Annotated in this window: 16 protein-coding genes; 4 read left to right on the top strand and 12 right to left on the bottom strand. The window is 38.0% G+C overall.

What is annotated here, in order from left to right; translation table 11 throughout:
- Nucleotides 1-193: 193 nt before the first annotated feature.
- On the bottom strand, nt 194-1,066 hold the full coding sequence (sucD, locus tag ACFOW1_RS04390) for a succinate--CoA ligase subunit alpha (RefSeq protein ID WP_379012501.1): 873 nt from the start codon (nt 1,064-1,066) through the stop codon (nt 194-196).
- 251 nt (nt 1,067-1,317) lie between these two features.
- Between sucD and ACFOW1_RS04385 the strand changes: the two genes are divergently transcribed.
- Nucleotides 1,318-1,596, top strand: a complete 279-nt coding sequence (locus tag ACFOW1_RS04385; protein ID WP_379012500.1) for a hypothetical protein — start codon at nt 1,318-1,320, stop codon at nt 1,594-1,596.
- A 34-nt stretch (nt 1,597-1,630) separates the two neighbouring features.
- On the opposite strand, the gene ACFOW1_RS04380 is transcribed toward ACFOW1_RS04385, so the two are convergent.
- From ACFOW1_RS04380 to ACFOW1_RS04330, 11 genes are all read right to left on the bottom strand, one after another.
- A complete protein-coding gene (locus ACFOW1_RS04380) occupies nt 1,631-2,071 on the bottom strand; it encodes a hypothetical protein (RefSeq protein WP_379012499.1) in 441 nt (146 codons plus the stop codon).
- A 34-nt stretch (nt 2,072-2,105) separates the two neighbouring features.
- On the bottom strand, nt 2,106-3,323 hold the full coding sequence (locus ACFOW1_RS04375) for a DegT/DnrJ/EryC1/StrS family aminotransferase (RefSeq protein ID WP_379012498.1): 1,218 nt from the start codon (nt 3,321-3,323) through the stop codon (nt 2,106-2,108).
- A 102-nt stretch (nt 3,324-3,425) separates the two neighbouring features.
- Entirely contained in the window at nt 3,426-3,731 is a 306-nt protein-coding gene (locus ACFOW1_RS04370) for a cell division protein ZapA (RefSeq protein ID WP_379012497.1), read from the bottom strand.
- 23 nt (nt 3,732-3,754) lie between these two features.
- Nucleotides 3,755-4,048 carry a hypothetical protein gene (locus ACFOW1_RS04365; RefSeq protein ID WP_379012496.1) on the bottom strand — a complete coding sequence of 98 codons (294 nt, stop codon included), beginning with the start codon at nt 4,046-4,048 and terminating at the stop codon, nt 3,755-3,757.
- A gap of 90 nt (nt 4,049-4,138) precedes the next feature.
- Nucleotides 4,139-6,556, bottom strand: coding sequence for a phenylalanine--tRNA ligase subunit beta (gene pheT, locus ACFOW1_RS04360; RefSeq protein ID WP_379012495.1), 2,418 nt, complete (start codon nt 6,554-6,556; stop codon nt 4,139-4,141).
- Between the two features lie 225 nt (nt 6,557-6,781).
- Nucleotides 6,782-7,693: a helix-hairpin-helix domain-containing protein gene (locus ACFOW1_RS04355; protein WP_379012494.1), complete on the bottom strand. Its 912-nt coding sequence runs from the start codon at nt 7,691-7,693 to the stop codon at nt 6,782-6,784.
- 38 nt (nt 7,694-7,731) lie between these two features.
- Nucleotides 7,732-8,520 (bottom strand): MBL fold metallo-hydrolase, encoded by a 789-nt coding sequence (locus ACFOW1_RS04350; protein ID WP_379012493.1) that lies wholly within the window; start codon nt 8,518-8,520, stop codon nt 7,732-7,734.
- A gap of 18 nt (nt 8,521-8,538) precedes the next feature.
- On the bottom strand, nt 8,539-8,835 hold the full coding sequence (locus ACFOW1_RS04345) for a hypothetical protein (RefSeq protein ID WP_379012492.1): 297 nt from the start codon (nt 8,833-8,835) through the stop codon (nt 8,539-8,541).
- A 345-nt stretch (nt 8,836-9,180) separates the two neighbouring features.
- The gene (porX, locus tag ACFOW1_RS04340; protein ID WP_379012491.1) at nt 9,181-10,737 is read right to left on the bottom strand and encodes a T9SS response regulator signal transducer PorX; all 1,557 of its coding nucleotides are present in this window, start codon (nt 10,735-10,737) and stop codon (nt 9,181-9,183) included.
- Nucleotides 10,738-11,083: 346 nt separating this feature from the next.
- Nucleotides 11,084-11,551 (bottom strand): DsrE family protein, encoded by a 468-nt coding sequence (locus ACFOW1_RS04335; RefSeq protein ID WP_379012490.1) that lies wholly within the window; start codon nt 11,549-11,551, stop codon nt 11,084-11,086.
- 4 nt (nt 11,552-11,555) lie between these two features.
- Nucleotides 11,556-12,557 (bottom strand): c-type cytochrome, encoded by a 1,002-nt coding sequence (locus tag ACFOW1_RS04330; protein WP_379012489.1) that lies wholly within the window; start codon nt 12,555-12,557, stop codon nt 11,556-11,558.
- A 225-nt stretch (nt 12,558-12,782) separates the two neighbouring features.
- Between ACFOW1_RS04330 and ACFOW1_RS04325 the strand changes: the two genes are divergently transcribed.
- The 3 genes from ACFOW1_RS04325 to ACFOW1_RS04315 all read left to right on the top strand — a co-directional run bounded on the left by ACFOW1_RS04325 (nt 12,783) and on the right by ACFOW1_RS04315 (nt 18,697).
- On the top strand, nt 12,783-13,991 hold the full coding sequence (locus tag ACFOW1_RS04325) for an HD domain-containing protein (RefSeq protein WP_379012488.1): 1,209 nt from the start codon (nt 12,783-12,785) through the stop codon (nt 13,989-13,991).
- Nucleotides 13,992-14,173: 182 nt separating this feature from the next.
- Complete coding sequence (gene lpxD, locus ACFOW1_RS04320; protein ID WP_379012487.1) at nt 14,174-15,226, top strand: UDP-3-O-(3-hydroxymyristoyl)glucosamine N-acyltransferase; 1,053 nt, start codon at nt 14,174-14,176, stop codon at nt 15,224-15,226.
- Nucleotides 15,227-15,730: 504 nt separating this feature from the next.
- Nucleotides 15,731-18,697 (top strand): type I restriction endonuclease subunit R, encoded by a 2,967-nt coding sequence (locus ACFOW1_RS04315; RefSeq protein WP_379012486.1) that lies wholly within the window; start codon nt 15,731-15,733, stop codon nt 18,695-18,697.
- The last annotated feature ends 35 nt before the right edge of the window (nt 18,698-18,732 follow it).

Below are 18,732 nucleotides of genomic sequence, written 5' to 3'. Positions count from 1 at the left end.
AATGATGCTCATCATTATTAACGATGAGATCAATAACCGCTACGATAAAAGCTCAATAATGGGATGAACGTACAAGTGTGCGACGCAACGAAGCTAGATAGTAGCGCCAAAGCTGGTCTTATAAAAATAATACACCAAACAAAAAGCCCTTGTAATTACAAGGGCTTTTTGTTATAACTCATCTCACTAAAAACTACTTTTTTAAAGCTTCTGCCATTGTTTTACCAATGTCAGCAGGGCTTGCAACTACGTGGATGCCACATTCAGCCATAATTTTCATTTTTGCAGCAGCAGTATCATCGGCACCACCAATAATAGCACCTGCATGGCCCATTCTACGACCTGGAGGCGCTGTTTGGCCAGCAATAAAGCCTACCACGGGTTTGGTTGCATTGTCTTTTATCCAACGGGCAGCATCTGCTTCCATGCTACCACCAATTTCACCAATCATAATAATACCGTCAGTTTCAGGATCGGCCATTAATAATTTTACTGCTTCTACTGTAGGTGTACCAATAATTGGGTCGCCACCAATACCAATAGCAGTGCTGATACCTAAACCTGCTTTTACAGTTTGGTCAGCCGCTTCGTACGTTAACGTACCAGATTTTGATACAATACCTACACGACCTTTTTTGAATATAAAGCCTGGCATAATGCCCACTTTTGCTTCTTCGGCAGTAATAACCCCAGGGCAATTTGGCCCAATTAGGCGAGTATTTTTACCTACAAGGTAGTTTTTAACCTTTACCATATCTTGTACAGGAATACCTTCTGTAATACAAACTACTAAAGCAATCCCTGCTTCGGCAGCTTCCATGATGGCATCGGCAGCAAATGCTGGTGGTACAAAAATGATACTCACATTAGCACCTGTGCTCGCAACAGCATCGGCTACTGTGTTAAAAACAGGACGATCTAAGTGTAGCGTACCACCTTTATTTGGTGTAACACCACCTACTACTTGTGTACCGTACTCAATCATTTGAGTAGCGTGAAATGTACCTTCTGTACCGGTAAACCCTTGTACAATAATTTTAGAATCTTTATTAACTAACACTGACATAGCTAACTGGTTGCATCTTTTTTAATGCGTGGCAAAAATAGGGCAAACCACAAAGCAAACAGTAATTAAAATGCTATGAAATGATGAGAACGTTTGCGTGGAAACCCATTTATATATATGGTATTTTATCTTAAACTTTATTAAAATTACTTTGTTTAAATACAAAAAAATGGCATTTTGTTAAATAATTACTTTTCTGGATTGTCTATATAAAAACTTAATAGCTTTATACCTCTTAATTAAAAGTACTTATGCTTAAAAAAATGTTGATTGTGTTGATTGTAACAGTAATTAGCCAAAAGCTAGCTGCGCAAATGACATTGCCAAATGCAACAAAAAAATTACCGCTTGATAGTTTAAGAAACTTGCCTTTGCGTGTTGTAGCCTCGAATTATTATAGCAATAATTTATCTTTTTTTTGTAAGCAAGAATTACAAATTCAAAAAATTACGAAAGTACCCGTTAAGTTTAGAATAGGCAGCGTAGAAGAAGTAGATAAATTGGAAGGAAAGCACAGTGGTAAACCATAGGATTTGCCACAGAAGCACTAAAAAAAAGTGAATGTCAATGTTCTAGTCTGATATTTTTCTCAGAAGCTATTTCAGTAATTGCTTTATTAAGCTTCTCTTTTTGTGCTTGGGTAAAAGATTCAGTAGATAAGAAATTATTGAAACTGTTCTTTTCATAGAAGCTAACTACATCTTTTTCAAACTTAATCCATTCAATTTCTGCCCAACTTCTATATACTTTTGGAATATCTTTTGAAAGCTGCCATCTAACTCTTTCGCCCGAAATCTCAACGAAATTGGTTTCTGCCTTTTTAGGCAGAAATCTTAATATAACAATAATACAAGTAGTAATTAAGATAAATAAATCCGTATTTCTCTTATACAAATGATAGCTATACGCACTCAAAAGACACCAAATCCCATACAATATCCAATCCCATTTTTTAACTCTACTTGCAAGGCTTGGCGCTATTTCTAACTTAAACGCTTGATTCATTTTTTAGTGTGATAGTGTTAAATAAAGAGTCATTTTACGCCACAACACTTGCTTCAGCAATTGCTTTTTTAATAGCAGCAGCCATTTTAGCACCTTTGTCGTGTATTTGTTCTTCTGTCCAAGTAAGGCTGATAGCAGTAGAAATACAACGGCTCATAATAGCATCACTTACACTAAAATCTTGTGTTTTCAAATCGTGTAAAGCTGCTTTTTGTGCATCGCTAATATTGTTAAGCGTAGTTGCATTATGTAAATGCTGCCATTTACGAATATAATGCCAGTTATTATCGTACCAGTAGAAATTACCAGCCAAAATACCTTGTGCTTTCATCTCTGCAATAGCTGCACGCATCAAATCTTCTGTTGGTAAAAACCAACTTAAAAATGCAAAATTATCTACACCACCTTCTGGTACTACTCTAAAGGTGATGTCTGGTATTTGTTCTAGATAACTACGCAGTAATTGGTTGTTCTTTTTTTGGATAGCCAAAATTTGATCTAGCTTACCTATTTGCGCCAACCCAATAGCTGCGTGCAGCTCGCTTATTCTAAAATTGTAGCCAATAAACGGATGTAAATCTGCCCCCCTATCAACGCCTTTATGGTCATGACCATGATCGGTGTAACCATCACATTTTTCAAATATATCTTTGCTATTAGTCATTACCACACCACCTTCACCGCAGGTAATGGTTTTTACAAAATCGAAACTAAAAGTGCCCGCATGACCAATTGTACCTAAAGCTTTACCTTTATAAGTGCCACCTATGCTTTGGCAAGCATCTTCTAGTAATATTAAATCATGTTCGTCACATATAGCTTTTAGCGCATCTAAATCAGCCATACTACCACACATATGCACTGGCATTACACATCTTGTTTTGGGTGTAATGGCAGCTTTTACAGCTTCAGGATGTAAGGTTAATGTCTCATCGATATCTACCAAAACTGGTATTGCACCTACGCTTAACACTGCTTCAAAGCTGGCAACAAACGTAAAACTGGGCATAATCACTTCGTCGCCCACACCTATATTTAAAGCAGCCATAGCAGTGGTTAATGCTGCTGTACCGCTACTTGTAAGCTGGGCATAACCGCAACCGAATACTTCTGTAATTTTTTGCTCAAGCTCATTGGCTTTAAAAATGCCTTTACGTGGCCCATCAAAACCATAACGCATTAAAATGCCTGTTTCCATAACATCATTAATATGTTGTCTTTCTTCGGCACCAAATAGTTCAAAACCTGGCATGTGTAGTAGTTTAAAGTTTGTAGTAAAATTGACTTTCTAAAAAGCAAAAGTAACTAATTATTAAAACTAGCATGGCTTTGTGCTAGTAAATTACCATTTCTATCACACATTCTCAGACGAGGCAGCCAATGCTTTATCAATATTATTTTGCAACATGGTTATTTTTTCAGTCGCATCTTTTAATTGTATCAATTGAATAGCAGATTGCGTTTGCTCCGTAGCCAGCCATATTAATACCATACTGATGTAGTCTTGTATGTCTTTACCTGCAAAATTGGTTTTAAACTCTACAATCTTCTCATTGATCATTTTCACCGTTTTGCGCACCACTTCCTCATCTTCAGGTCGTAATTTTAAGCGATAGGTTCTATCTGCAATAGCAATATTTATAGGTATTAATTCTGACATGATTTAGTTTGTAGTTTGAACTTTTAAGCCTCACTATTTAGTAATGCCAAGCATTTGTCTATCTCTTTCAAATAAATATCTATTCGTTTTTCAAGCATTGCTCTCTCTGTTTCGTCAAAGGCACTTTTGGTAAGCTTTAAAGCATCTAATTGATGCTGAAGATGCTGTATTTCCTCATCTTTTGTGGCTACTTCTGTTTCTTTTTTAGCCAAATTCTTTTTCAATTGCACATGCTCTTTCTGCAATTGCTGATAATTTTTTATCAGCAATTGCAAGCGCACCTGCAATACTTGAAGTTGACTATTAATATCGCTCATTCATTTAATTTAAACAGTTCATAAGTTGGCATAAGCTTAATAATTCATCATAAACCATTTAATGCTTTACACTCACAAATTTTTCACCATTTATTTTCTTATTTCTGCTTGTAACTCTGCTTCAAAAGTGGTAATTAATTTATTCACCATACTATCTACCTCTTTATCTACCAATGTTTTTTCTTCATCTAAAAAAGTAAAGTTTACCGCCATCGATTTTTTGCCTGCACCAAGCTTATCACTTTCAAATACATCAAACAAACGCACATTGGTGAGCTTGGTCAATTTTGTTTTTTGTACCGCAGCTTCAATCATATCAAAAGTGGTACTAGTATTTACTATCAATGCAAGGTCTCTTTGTACCGCAGGAAACTTACTTACCTCTTTATACACAATCTTTTTGTGCTCTACCGCTTTTACAAGTGTTTCGTAGTTAAAATCTATAAAATACACTACTTGTTTGATGTCAAAGGACTTTAGTTTGGTAGCATCTACCTGCAATAAACTACCTATGGCTTGCTTGCCATTGTTAATTGTAAGACTGTTTGCAGTATCTGTTTTTGTAAAATTTACATCTAGCAAACCACAAAGTTGTAATACCGCAGTAGCAATACCTTTTGCTCGATAAAAATCGTACACCGCACCTTTTGCCTGCCAAGTATCTTCATGGTTATTACCTGTAATATACAAGGCTAAATGTTCTTCCTCGCGGTAATTACCTATTCCAGAAGTATGGTAGGTTTTACCATATTCAAACAATTGTAAATTGGTATTTCTACGATTGTTATTGTAAGCAATACATTCTAAACCCGTTTCTAAAATAGATGGACGTAACACATCTAAATCGGCACTGAGATTATTCATCATTTTAACGGTGCTGTTAAGCGTTGTGTTGTCAAAATAATTGCTATTGGTAATAGAATTGGTAAATATTTCGTTGAAACCTTGCCCTACCAAATACATCGCTATCTTGTCTTTCAGCACTTCTTTTATACCAAGCGTTTCTACAGCTGGCGACATGGTGATACTTGTAGGTATCGTAATATTATCAAGCCCATCTATGCGTAATATTTCTTCTACAATATCTGCTTGTAAGCTAATGTCGGGCTTGCTAAACGGCACCGACACACGTATTTCGTCCATACCTTCTTTCAATACCTCAAAACCAAGTGCAGTGAGAATTTTTTTCACTGCATCTACGTGATAATTTTTACCACTTAGTTTTTTTAGATAATGGTATTTAAGCGAAACCTCTGTTTTTTCTTTTGGTGTTGGGTAAATGTCTACTATCTCGCTGCTTATTTCGCCGCCAGCTATTTCTTTAATTAATAAAGCGGCACGTTTTAATACATTAATAGTGTTAGAAATATCTACACCTTTTTCAAATCTCGTAGCAGCATCGGTTCTTAAACCATGCTTTACCGATGTTTTACGAATAGCCGTAGAAGCAAAACAAGCACTTTCTAAAAATATGGTGGTAGTACTTGCTTTTACACCACTTGTAGCACCGCCAAATACACCTGCAAGGCACATTGGCGCACCATTACCATCACAGATTAGTAAGTCTTCTGCGCTTAGTTTTCTTTCCTTTTCATCTAGCGTGGTAAAGGCAGTACCTTCTGCTAAGTTTTTTACAATTACGGTATTATTAGCAATGGCAGCCACATCAAAAGCATGTAATGGTTGACCAGTTTCGTGTAAAATAAAATTGGTAATGTCTACAATATTATTAATCGGTCTCTGACCAATAGCTATCAATTTATGTTGCAACCATTTTGGCGAATCTGCCACGGTAACACCGCTGATAGTTACACCGCTATATCTTGGGCAAGCGGCAGAATTTTTAACGGTTACAGCAATCGGCGCATTTGTATTATCTACTTTAAAACTATTACTAAAAGGACTTTTAACTCTTGCTTCCTGTCTGTGATGTGAGAGATAAGCACACACATCTTTCGCCACACCAAGGTGACTCATCGCATCCATTCTATTGGGTGTTAGCCCAATCTCATAAATAAAATCGTTGTACGGCAGAAAGTACTCAGATGCAGGTGTACCTACCACTACATCTTCTGGCAAAATCATGATACCTGCATGGCTGCCACCAATACCAATTTCATCTTCAGCGCAAAGCATACCATGGCTTTCTGTACCACGTATTTTAGCCACTTTCATGGTCAATGGTTCGCCGCTTGTAGGATAAATAGTAGTGCCTACAATGGCTACAACTACTTTTTGTCCTGCCGCTACATTAGGTGCACCGCACACTATTTGCAAAGGTTCGGATACGCCAATATTTACCTTGGTTACTCTTAGTTTATCAGCGTTGGGATGTTGCTCACAAGCCAATACCTCGCCTATTACAAGGCCTTGCAAACCACCTTTTACGCTCTCATATTTCTCTAAACTTTCTACCTCTAGACCAATACTTGTTAATATATGCGATAGCTTTTCAGGCTCTATCACTTCTGGTAAATACTCGCTTAACCAATTGTAACTAATCGTCATTGTACATTGCTATTATGGCTGCAAATATATACCACAGGCTAAAAGGTTGGTTAGCTTAGTTTGAGGGGTGAGAAATCAATAGCTTTATACCCAATTTGGTCATATTATACATGGCTAGGCTATATTGTAGCAAAAAAAATATTTTCCCTACCTATTTTGCACAAATAAAATTGAAATAAAACTGCAATAGACCAATCAGGTTTCAAAACCTGACGGGTTTAGTAACTACTCTACCGTTAAATAAGGAGCTATTTTCTGAAACACCTCTTCTTTAATAAACGCAATCTTTTTAATATCAGCTACCGATTGATAGCTACCATGCTGAACTCTATACAGCGCAATGGCTTTGGCTACAGGCTTATTGATGTATGGATGTGCATTTAGCTCAAAATCAGACGCTGTGTTAATGTTTAATTTAGCTATCGTAGCAGGCACAAACTTAATATAAGGCTCCATAGCCGCAAATGCGGAATCGGTCATACCATAGGTTTCTTTTACCTGTTCTAAGCTTATAAAGCCACCAAGCTTTTCCCGAAACTTTACAATGCGATATTGCAAGCCATTTTCCATACCAGGAATATGGCGTAGGTCTTCGGGCTGTGCTGTGTTTATATCTACCACGGCAATTGTTTTTGCCGAAGGCGCAGCACTTCCAAAAGCTTGCTTGGAAAAGTTGTTTTGCGGCGCATCAATTCTAGCATACGGTATAATTCTATCAGCTTCTTGTGGGCGCAAGCCCCATATTTTCTTTAAGTCTTCGGCCTTACGAAATTTACCGCCTTTATTGCGATAATTTAATAAGGTAGTAATGGTTTTATCTCTCAAGCCAAGGCGTTTCCAGCCAGCGGCATCTAACGTATTAGGGTCAAATTCAAATAAAGCATACTTGGTTTCCACCTCTGTTGGTGCTGGTTGGTAACGGTCTGCAAAATCCTCCTCTATATTTTGTTTCACATTATTTTTCGGTTGAATGGCTTCAACAGCGGCTTTTACCTGTGGGTCTATTGTGGGTAGCTTAGCTTCTTTTTTATATACATAAGGTAGTACAATAAAACCGCCAACGATTAATAGCAATATAATAGCCGCAGTAGATTCTTTCTTAGAAAAAGAAAAATAGTCTTTGAGTATCTTATTCACATCTTAAAAATTTGGATGTAAGATACAAATAAATCTAATTAGATATGCAATTTTAATCCATCGTATGCCAATTGCATATTGGGCTGTAATTGTTCATTAACGTTTTGGTGTAAGCCTAATTGGTGGCTAATATGGGTAAAATAAACCGTAGGTATTTGTAGTTCTTGGGCAAGCGTTACTGCTTCTGGCAGTGTAAAGTGCGATATATGCTTATCATGTCGCAATGCGTTTAACACTAATATTTTAGAACCGCGAATTTTTTCTTTTTCTGCCTCATCAATTTTATTAGCGTCGGTTATATAGGTAAAATTACCCATTCTAAAACCAAGTACGGGCATTTTTAAGTGCCACACTTTGATGGGTATTACCGCAATATCGCCAATGACAAAAGGTATCTCGTCTATGGTGCGTAATTCTATTTGTGGTATACCAGGGTATTTTTTCTCTGCAAAAGCGTATTGGAACTCACGAAACAAGGCTTCTTGTGTGAGTGTATTGGCAAATACTTCCATCGGCTTTGCCTGAAAATAATTGTAGGCACGTATATCATCTAAACCAGCCACATGGTCTTTATGGGGGTGGGTAAATAGGACCGCGTCTAACTTTTTATTATTAATACGTAGCATTTGATACCTAAAATCTGGCGTGGTATCTATTACAAAAGTGGTATGGGCAGATTGTACTAAAATGCTACTGCGCAGGCGTTTGTCTTTACTATCAATGGAGGTACATACCGCGCAATCGCAACACACCATTGGTACGCCACTACTTGTGCCTGTGCCAAGAAAGGTAACGGTAATGGTCGGATAGTCTGCATTGTCTGTCATTCCAATAATACTACTAAATTATGCTGATGCTTCGGTAGTGGTGGTAACCGGTAGCTCAAATTTCTTTACCAAATCTTCGTACAATTTTTGACTTTCGATGGTTAATTTATCATAGTCAATAGCCACTTGCGGTATTAATTCTGTGAGGGTATTCATCCTACCTTCTGTATCTAAAAATTTATTCAATACCACAATCTTTTTGGCTTCTAGCAAGCACCATCCACTTTGAAAAGTGCCGCGCTCATAGCGCACCACATAGTCACTTTGACTTAAAATATTCTCTAATTTATCTAAATTGCCTTGTGTTGGTTTCATGTTGCCCCATTTTTTGAGGTTAGTGCAAAACTAACTTGATACACTATCACAAAGAGCGTTGTTTTTTCCACAAACCACAATAGCTATAGCTTGTTATCAATTGCCTTTCTTTTTTGGTAAGTTATTAGTAGTAATAAATGCTACTTGGTCGCTAAACTGGTGATAAGCTATATCTTAAGCAATAGGCGGCGTTATAAAAGTGGCTACCCATCAAAGCCTTACAGCTAATAACACAAAGCCAATAGTTCGCTTTTTCAACTTCAAACTTTTTAAGAAGTGGTTGAACTTTAATGTATTCTAACCTTTCACTAATCGGTACTCGCTACTGTCGACTGCGGACTTTTTCTATTTACTCACCATTTTAATCACAGGCACTATCATTTCCTCTAAGCTTACCCCGCCATGCTGAAACGTATTGCGGTAATAGTTTACATAATGATTATAGTTATTAGGATAGCACAAAAAGCCATCTTCTTTTGCAAATATGAATGATGAATTTACATTAGGCACCGGCAAGCCCGCTTCTCTCGGGTCTCTAAAGGCCAAAACATCTCTGCCTTCATAGTTTAGGTTTCTGCCATGTTTATAACGTAGGTTGGCCGTCGTCTGCTTATCGCCCACTACTTTATGCGGTGTTTTTACCCTCACAGTACCATGGTCGGTAGCCACTATTAAGTTGATTTTCTTGTCAGCTATTTTCTTCAAAGCTTGGTGTAATGCACTGTGTTCAAACCAACTTTTAGTAATACTTCTATAACTCACTTCATCACCAGCCAATTCTTTTAGCACTTCCATTTCTGTTCGCGCATGGCTTAGCATATCTACAAAATTATATACTATTACATTCAAGTCGTTATTCAACAAGTTATGTACATTATTTACCAGGTTCACACCATCGTGGTGGTGTACCACTTTGGTATAACTCGCCTTAATATCCTCTCTTTTTAAACGCTTAAGTTGGGAACGTAAAAAGGTTTCTTCAAACAAATTTTTACCGCCTTCTTCCTCATCATTCTTCCATTCTAGCGGAAATTGTTTTTCTATATCTATGGGCAGCATGCCGCTAAAAATGGCATTTCGCGCATATTGTGTAGCCGTTGGCAAAATAGAGTAAAAGGTTTCTTCTTCTAGTATTCTAAAGCTTTCAGCAAATATGGGCTGAATGGTTTTCCATTGGTCGTAGCGCAAATTATCGATCAATATAAAAAACGTAGGTACACCTTTTTCTACATGCGGCATTACTTTGTACTTAAACAAGTTATGGCTCATAATAGGCGCTTCGTCGCTTTTAGGATGTACCCATTTGGCATAGTTTCTACTAATAAATTTAAAAAACTCTGTATTTGCTTCTGCTTTCTGCGATGCTAGTATCTCCTGCATTTCAGGGCTATCGCTTTTTTCCATTTCCAGCTCCCAGTATACCAGTTTTTTATAGATGTCCATCCACTCGTTATAGTCGGGATTGCTATTGAGGGCAGTAAACAAGTTTCTAAATTGTTGCTGATAGGAAGTAGTTGTTTTCTCAGCTACCAAACGCTTATTGTCTATTATCTTTTTCAAGCTTAGCAACACCTGATTCGGGTTTACGGGTTTGATCAAATAGTCTGCTATTTGGCTACCTATCGCATCATCCATTAAGTTCTCAGTCTCATTTTTGGTAATCAATACCACCGGTATTTGCTGGTTAATTTCCTTAATCTTCGCCAAGGTTTCTAGCCCAGTAATACCCGGCATGGTTTCGTCCATTAGTACCACATCCACCACATTCTCTTTCAGATAGTCTAGCGCATCAAAACCATTGGAAAACACGGTTACATCATAACCCTTGTTTTCTAAAAACAGTTTCTGACTCTGTAAGCTTTCCATCTCATCATCTACCCATACAATTTTAGCTAAGGACATATGGCAATTTTTAATTTCTAATGCTTAATTTTTAATGCTATTGTTTACCAACTTCAACCCAATATGCCGCTTCTTTTGCCTTTCATTACCGAAAGCTTTCGGCAACGCCATATGAATGCCTTCTTTGTTGGTAGTGGCTATTCTACATTTGCCACTATGTTCTGCCTAAACGCATCCAAATCATGGCTATCAATACCTAACAAATCATCAGCGGTTGAATGCGTTAGTTGTTCAGTGTCTAAATATATCCCATCCATCCAAAATGGCGTAGATTACAAGATTGGTTTAACAAAGCCACAACAACTAAATGCATGTAAGGCCGTTTTATAGGCATTTTTATAGCTGTTTATTGCTTAACCACAGCCCAGCCCTCTGCCTGACGAATAATTAATTCACCATTCGCACTAGGCACCACAGCAATAAAATCATAAAGCTGGTCGCGACTTATTTTTCTTTCACGTAAGCTATTATTGCATTGAGCTATAATAACACCTTTTTCTAGCAATGCTTTTAAATCTTCTTCGTATTTGCTATTTTTTAAATAAACCTCTGTACCGCCACCAAACGCTATTAATTCAATTTGCACTTTGCCTACCAATCTTTCATCGTTTAAGGCATTATTAATATGACGAAAGGTTTTTTCAATCACTTTGGGGTCATTTGTATCCATTGGGTAAATGGCATGAACTGTTTTTTTAGGGGCTTTGGCACCTGTAAATGCTTTATTGGTTTCAAATGCCACACTATTGGTTTGTGCATTGCTAGTAATTGTTACAAGGCAGATTAGAAGCAGGAACAATGATATTTGTTTCATGTATTTAATTTTTATTGGTTGCTAATTGTGCATTTTTGATGGCTGCAAAAGGCCCATATTTATGTTGTTGTTCAGTAAATGTATCATTATAGGGACCAAAAGGAAAATCAATCGGTTTTTTGGCAATATTTTTCCAGTCTTTTGTTTGGTCTTTATGTGGTCTAGGCTGGCTATTTACAAAAGCTGCTACATCCCATGCCGCTTGGTCGGTAAGTTTTGGATTGTGATAATCTGTACCAAAAGGCATATTGTTTTTAACAAACCCAGCAAAACTACCAATGCGATACAAACCAGCACCATCATTGTAGCTATTAGCACCCCATAAGGGTGGATAAACATAAACATTGCCGTCACCATTTAACTGACCTTGCCCATTTGCACCATGACAAGATTGGCAGTTGGCGATATATACTTTTTTACCAGCAACTGGGTTGGCAGCAACGGCACTGTATTTCAATTTAGCAATACTCGTTCCGCCCCGCACCATACCCTTTGGTATATCGCTTCCCAACCATTGGATATACGCATAAATGGCCTGCATTTCGTGCGTACTACTATCCAAGGGCTTACCATTTAAGCTACGTTCAAAACAATCGTTTACCCTATCATAAATACTTTGAATACCATTATTCCTTGCCCTAAATTGCGGGTAAGTAGCATATACTTTACCAAAATTATTACCATAAGGAATCGTGCCGCCATCAAGGTGACAGTTTTGGCAATTCATGCCGTTGGTGGTATGGGCCACAATGCCTTTGGGGCCTAAATAATAAGCGGTATTAGCAATCAATTCATGGCCATACCAAATGAGTTGACCGCTATCGGTACTTATTTTAATTTGGCATTTGTTCCAGCCACGCCAAACAGTATCTACAGGCTCTGCAGCAATATATGTCGCTATCTGTTGTAAAGTAGCCCGCCTTTTTTGATAGTTTTCAATACCTTCCATTACTATTACCATCACAAGGATGATGACAAGCATTATAGGTACCCAATGTTTTCTCATAAATATGTCGTGGTTTCAAGCTGAAAACAAAATACAGCTATTTTAAAATGATAGCCTATTTATTTTAATAATCGGGGCTATTGTTCAGCAAAACATTCCTTTTGCACCCCTCAAAATGATTGGTGACTTCAATATACTATTCGATAAATACAAAACAGGTAACTATATTCCATTCTGCTATACCTGTACTTTTGCAATCTTGGTTTAACCATCTCGCAACAAATTATGGCGCAAAAGCAAAAAATCATTAACGACCCTGTTTACGGTTTTATTACCATCAATCATCCCTTACTTTTTAGCATTATTTCGCACCCCTATTACCAGCGCTTGCGCCGCATTCACCAAATGGCGTTGGCTTATTTGGTATATCCTGGTGCGGTGCATACCAGATTATTGCATTCGCTAGGGGCTTACCACTTAATGTGCAATGCGGTAAACGAGCTACGTGCCAAAGGCGTATACATTACACCCGAAGAAGAAATGGCTGCCAAAGCAGGCATTTTACTACACGATGTAGGCCACGGCCCTTTTTCGCACGCCCTTGAAAGCCAATTGCTACAAGGGGTACATCACGAAGACATCAGCCTGATGATTATGAAAATCATGAACACACAATTGGGTGGGCAGCTGCAAATGGCGATAGATATATTTACCAATAATTATCCTAAAAAGTTTTTACACCAGCTTATTAGCGGGCAGCTAGATGTAGATAGAATGGATTACCTCACCCGTGACAGTTTTTTTACAGGCGTAAGCGAGGGCGTTATTGGCTACGACCGCATTTTAAAAATGCTGACCGTACACAATGGCGAGCTAATGGTAGAAGAAAAAGGCATTTACAGTATAGAGAAATTTCTAGTGGCAAGGCGCCAAATGTATTGGCAAGTGTATTTACATAAAACGGTGCTTAGTGCCGAGAAAATGCTGGTAAACCTGTTGCAACGGGTTAGAGACTTGATAGCACAAGGCGCTACCGATTTACACACCCACTGTGGTATCGATTTTTTCTTATTCAACTTTGATGGTGTAATGAACCTAGACACTTTAGATAAATTTTGCAAGCTAGACGATGGCGACTTACTAGTAGCGGTTAAAAAATGGGGTACCCATACAGATATGGTATTGCAAACTCTCGCCAACCGATTGCTCAACCGCCAGCTTTTAAAAATCAACATTCAGTCAGACCCCTTTGAGGCCGATTTTGTAGCCCACAAACTACAAGCCGCGGCTACACAATTGGGTATTAGCCTAGAAGAAGCGGGTTATTTTGTATTTGCAGGCGAGGCAGACAATACCATGTACACCACCAATAAAGAGGGTATTAATATTTTATTTAAAGATGGTAGCGTGAAAGATATTACGGCCATAGACGACCCATTAATTAACCAAACCATTTCTGCACCCATTAAAAAGTTTTTCGTGTGCTATCTGTAAGCGGTGTAATCAAGGCACACTATTAACAACCCTAATTGCAAACAATTTCCAGCCGCCGCCAAAAAATTCTACATTTGCACACTAATGTAAATTGTTTTAGTGTACGATGTTCTATGCCATTGTAGTACCTACACCAGCAATTATCACAAAACCAAGCACTTAGAACAGCTAACATACAGCCTATGCAATTTACTGCTGCGCAAATAGCCATGATGATTAATGGCCAACTAGAAGGTGACGCCACCGTTTCAGTTGGCAATTTTGGAAAAATAGAAGAAGCGACCACAGGCGATCTTGCATTTTTGGCGAATCCAAAGTACGAAGACTATTTATATACCACCAAGGCTTCTATTGTTATTGTAAATAATACGTTAGAGTTAAAGCAGCCTGTAAGTGCTACGCTTTTGCGTGTACCAGATGCTTATGCCGCTTTTGCCGCCTTATTGTCTAAATACCAAGACATTGTAGCGCAGCAACTAAATGGCGTTCAGCAACCGTCTTATATCGCAAGCTCTGCCAAGCTAGGCGAGCATATTTACATAGGCGCTTTTGCGTATATCGGCGAGCAAGTAACCATTGGCAACCATGTAAAAATTTATCCAGGTGCGTTTATTGGCAATAACGTCAGCATTGCAGACCATTGTACCATTTATCCAGGGGTAAAAATTTACCACGATTGTATCATTGGCAGCCATGTAACCATACATGCAGGCAGTGTGATTGGTGGCGATGGTTTTGGCTTTGCGCCCATGCCCGATGGAACGTTTAAAAAGATACCACAAATAGGCAATGTTATACTAGAAGATTATGTAGAAATAGGAGCTAATGCCACCATTGACCGGGCAACTATGGGTAGCACTATTGTAAAGCAAGGTGCAAAGCTAGATAACTTGATACAAGTAGGGCACAATGCCGAAATAGGCAGCAATACGGTAGTAGCTGCCCAAGCAGGCGTAAGTGGTAGTACCAAAATAGGTAGCAATGTAATGATTGGTGGCCAAGCAGGTATTGTAGGCCATATTACCATAGCCGATGGCAGCCGTATTAACGCCCAAAGCGGTGTTAGTAAGTCTATTAAGCAGCCCAATACCACCGTTACAGGTAGCCCTGCGTACGACTTTACCGCCACCCTACGCAGCCAAGCCCTTAGCCGCAACCTACCAAGCTTTGAGAAACGCATTACCGAATTAGAAAAACTAATACAGCAGTTATTGGCTGAAAAAGTAGCCTCTTAAGCCCCATGTCTGAACCAAGATTTTGTAGGATGACAATGATTTAGAAGAAACAGACACCAACTTCAATTGGTGAAACTGTCCTCATGCATCAGCTAGCTGATTATATTTTATATATTATTTATGTATCACCCTTATTTCTACAGAAATAGGGTTAGCGATTTCATACACTCCTCATACACTATCCATACTTCGGGTATACTTCAGCTATACCTTGGGGATACTTGAGGTGGGATGGGCTTGCATTATTTCCTTTTTTGTCTCTCTTGCCTTCAATCAGATTACCTACATAAACATATTTTTCTAGTGTTCTTGGTAATTCCTATTACGGTGCTTTTATGAGAAGTTTGAATAGTGCTTAGTGTTATATTTTGTTAATAATTAAGCCAAATCAAATACTTTCACTTACAATAAAATTATAAATTGCATTTACTAACTAGGTACATTTGTTCGTAACCATTTTAATACATCTTGCTTACAACATTTTTGTAAACTGATGATACATTTATGACGACAGAACAACAAATAGAACAGGCTTTTATACAAAAACTAACCGACTTAAAATATACCTACCGCCCTGATATTAGGGACAGGCATAGCTTGGAACAAAACTTCAAAGAAAAATTTGAAGCCTTAAATCGTGTGCGGCTATCGAACAATGAATTTCTTAGAATAAGAGAGGAAATTATAACCGCAGATGTTTTCACTGCATCCAAAATGCTGCGAGAAAGGCATTACTTCCAACGTGAAGATGGCACGCCCCTACATTATACACTAGTAAACAATAAAGACTGGTGCAAAAATGACTTTGAAGTCATTAACCAATTACGCATCAATACTGAAAACAGTCACCAACGCTACGATATTATTTTGTTGATTAATGGTTTGCCTTTGGTGCAAATTGAATTAAAAAAAGGGGATGTTTCGCATCGCAATGCCATTCAGCAAATTGTTGATTATAAAAATGAGCCCGGCAATGGCTATGGCAATTCGCTGCTTTGTTTTATGCAATTATTTATTGTAAGCAACGTAAGCAGAACACTCTATTTTGCCAATAACAAAAACCAACATTTTGCTTTTGATGCAGACGAGCAATTTTTGCCAGTATATGAATTAGCAGATAGAGACAATAAAAAAATCAATGGCCTATATGACTTTGCAGATAGTTTTTTAACCAAATGTACCTTGGGTGAAATGATTAGTAAATACATGGTATTGGTACAAAGCGAACAGAAATTGTTGGTGATGCGCCCTTACCAGATTTATGCTGTAAAAGCCATTGTAGATTGTATTAACGATAACCGTGGCAATGGTTACATATGGCACACAACAGGTAGTGGTAAAACGCTCACTTCTTTCAAAGCTTCTACACTATTAAAGGACAATCCAGACATTGAAAAATGTCTTTTTGTAGTAGATAGAAAGGATTTAGACAGGCAAACCCGTGAAGAGTTCAACAAATTTCAAGAAGGCAGCGTAGAAGAAAATACCAATACCGAAACTCTAGTAAGGCGTCTATTATCTACCGATTATGCAGATAAAGTAATTGTTACCACCATACAAAAATTATCGTTGGCTATTGATAGTACCAATGCTAGAAATTATTATGAAAGATTAGAACCATTACGGAACAAAAGAATGGTGTTTATTTTTGATGAGTGCCACCGATCTCAATTTGGTGAAAACCATAGAGCCATTGTTAAATTCTTCCCTAATGCACAGCTGTTTGGATTTACTGGTACACCCATTTTTGATGAAAATGCTTCTTATTCACAGATTGATGGCGACGAAAAAACAAATAGAACAACCCAAGACATCTTTCAAAAGCAATTGCATGCCTATACCATTACCCATGCCATTGATGATAGAAATGTTTTAAAGTTTCATATAGATTATTTTAAGGGCAAAGGCACGCAAACACCAAAACCTGGCGAGCCAATTGCACAACAAGCAGTGGCAGAAGCCATACTAGACAAGCATTTTGCTGCTACCAACCAAATGCGTTTTAATGCGATACTGGCTACAGGCTCTATCAATGAAGCTATTAGCTACTACCAATTATTTAAAACCATTCAGTATAAAAAGCAGGAAGAAAATCCTGATTATACCAAACTAAATATTGCTTGTGTGTTTTCGCCACCTGCCGAAGGCAACAAAGACATTCAGCAGATACAAGATGATTTAACACAAGAAAAAGCGGATAACCAACAAAACCCAGAAGAAAAGAAACAGGCTTTAACTACCATTATTGCGGATTATAACCAACAGTTTGGCACCAACCATACGATTAACGAGTTTGACTTGTATTATCAAGATGTGCAAAGCCGTATTAAATACCAGAAATACAGTAATAAAGACTATCCACATAAAAACAAGATAGATATAACCATAGTAGTAGACATGCTACTTACTGGGTTTGACAGCAAATACTTAAATACGTTGTACGTAGATAAGAACCTGAAATACCACGGTTTAATACAGGCATTTAGCCGTACCAACCGTGTACTAAACGATACCAAACCTTATGGCAATATTTTAGATTTTCGCTCACAGCAAGATGCCGTGAACAAAGCCATTGCCCTATTTTCTGGTGAACAAACCGGCAACCCTAAAGAAATATGGTTGGTAGACCCTGCACCTGTGGTAATAGATAAATACAAAGCCGCAGTAGAAAAACTGGAAGGCTTTATGGAACAGCACAACCTAGCTTGCGAACCAGAAGAAGTATATGGCTTAAGAGGCGATGCAGCAAAAATTGCTTTTGTAAAAAACTTTAAAGAGGTACAAAGGCTAAAAACACAGCTAGACCAATACACCGATATTAATGACGAGCAACAAGCTACCATTGAAGCAATATTGCCAAAAGAAACTTTACAAGCATTTAGAAGCTCTTATATAGAAACTGCCAAGCAGCTACGAGACATACAACAAAAGCAAGGTGACAATGCACCACAAGATGTGCAGCAATTAGATTTTGAATTTGTATTGTTTGCCTCTGCGGTTATTGATTACGATTATATAATGAACCTAATTGCTGAAAGTACACAGCGCAAACCTAGCAAGCAGAGAATGACCAAGGCTCAGGTAATTAGCCTACTAAGTGCTAATGCCAACCTTATTGACGAGCAGGAAGACCTAACCGAGTTTATAAATGGGCTAGACTGGACAAAAGGCTATGGCGCAGATGAGCTAAAAACGATGTACGACAGCTTTAAGGAGGATAAATACAACAAAGAACTGGCAGCTATTGCCCATACACATGGCTTACCAACGGCTGACCTAAAAGCTTTTATAGAAACAGTGCTAAGCCGAATGATATTTGATGGAGAAAAACTGACTGACTTATTAGCACCACTAGCATTAAGCTGGAAAGAACGCAGGGTAAAAGAATTGGCTTTAATGGCCGACCTTGTACCACAATTAAAAAAACTAGCCCAAGGGCAAGACATTGCAGGACTAGCAGCTTATGAGTAAAGCGTCTGAATTAGGATTCAAGGGATTAAAGGATG

This window comes from Parasediminibacterium paludis (genome assembly GCF_042651445.1).
Lineage (GTDB): Bacteria > Bacteroidota > Bacteroidia > Chitinophagales > Chitinophagaceae > Parasediminibacterium > Parasediminibacterium paludis.
Note: the sequence above shows the minus strand (reverse complement) of the source record. Positions and strands in the feature narration are given on the sequence as shown.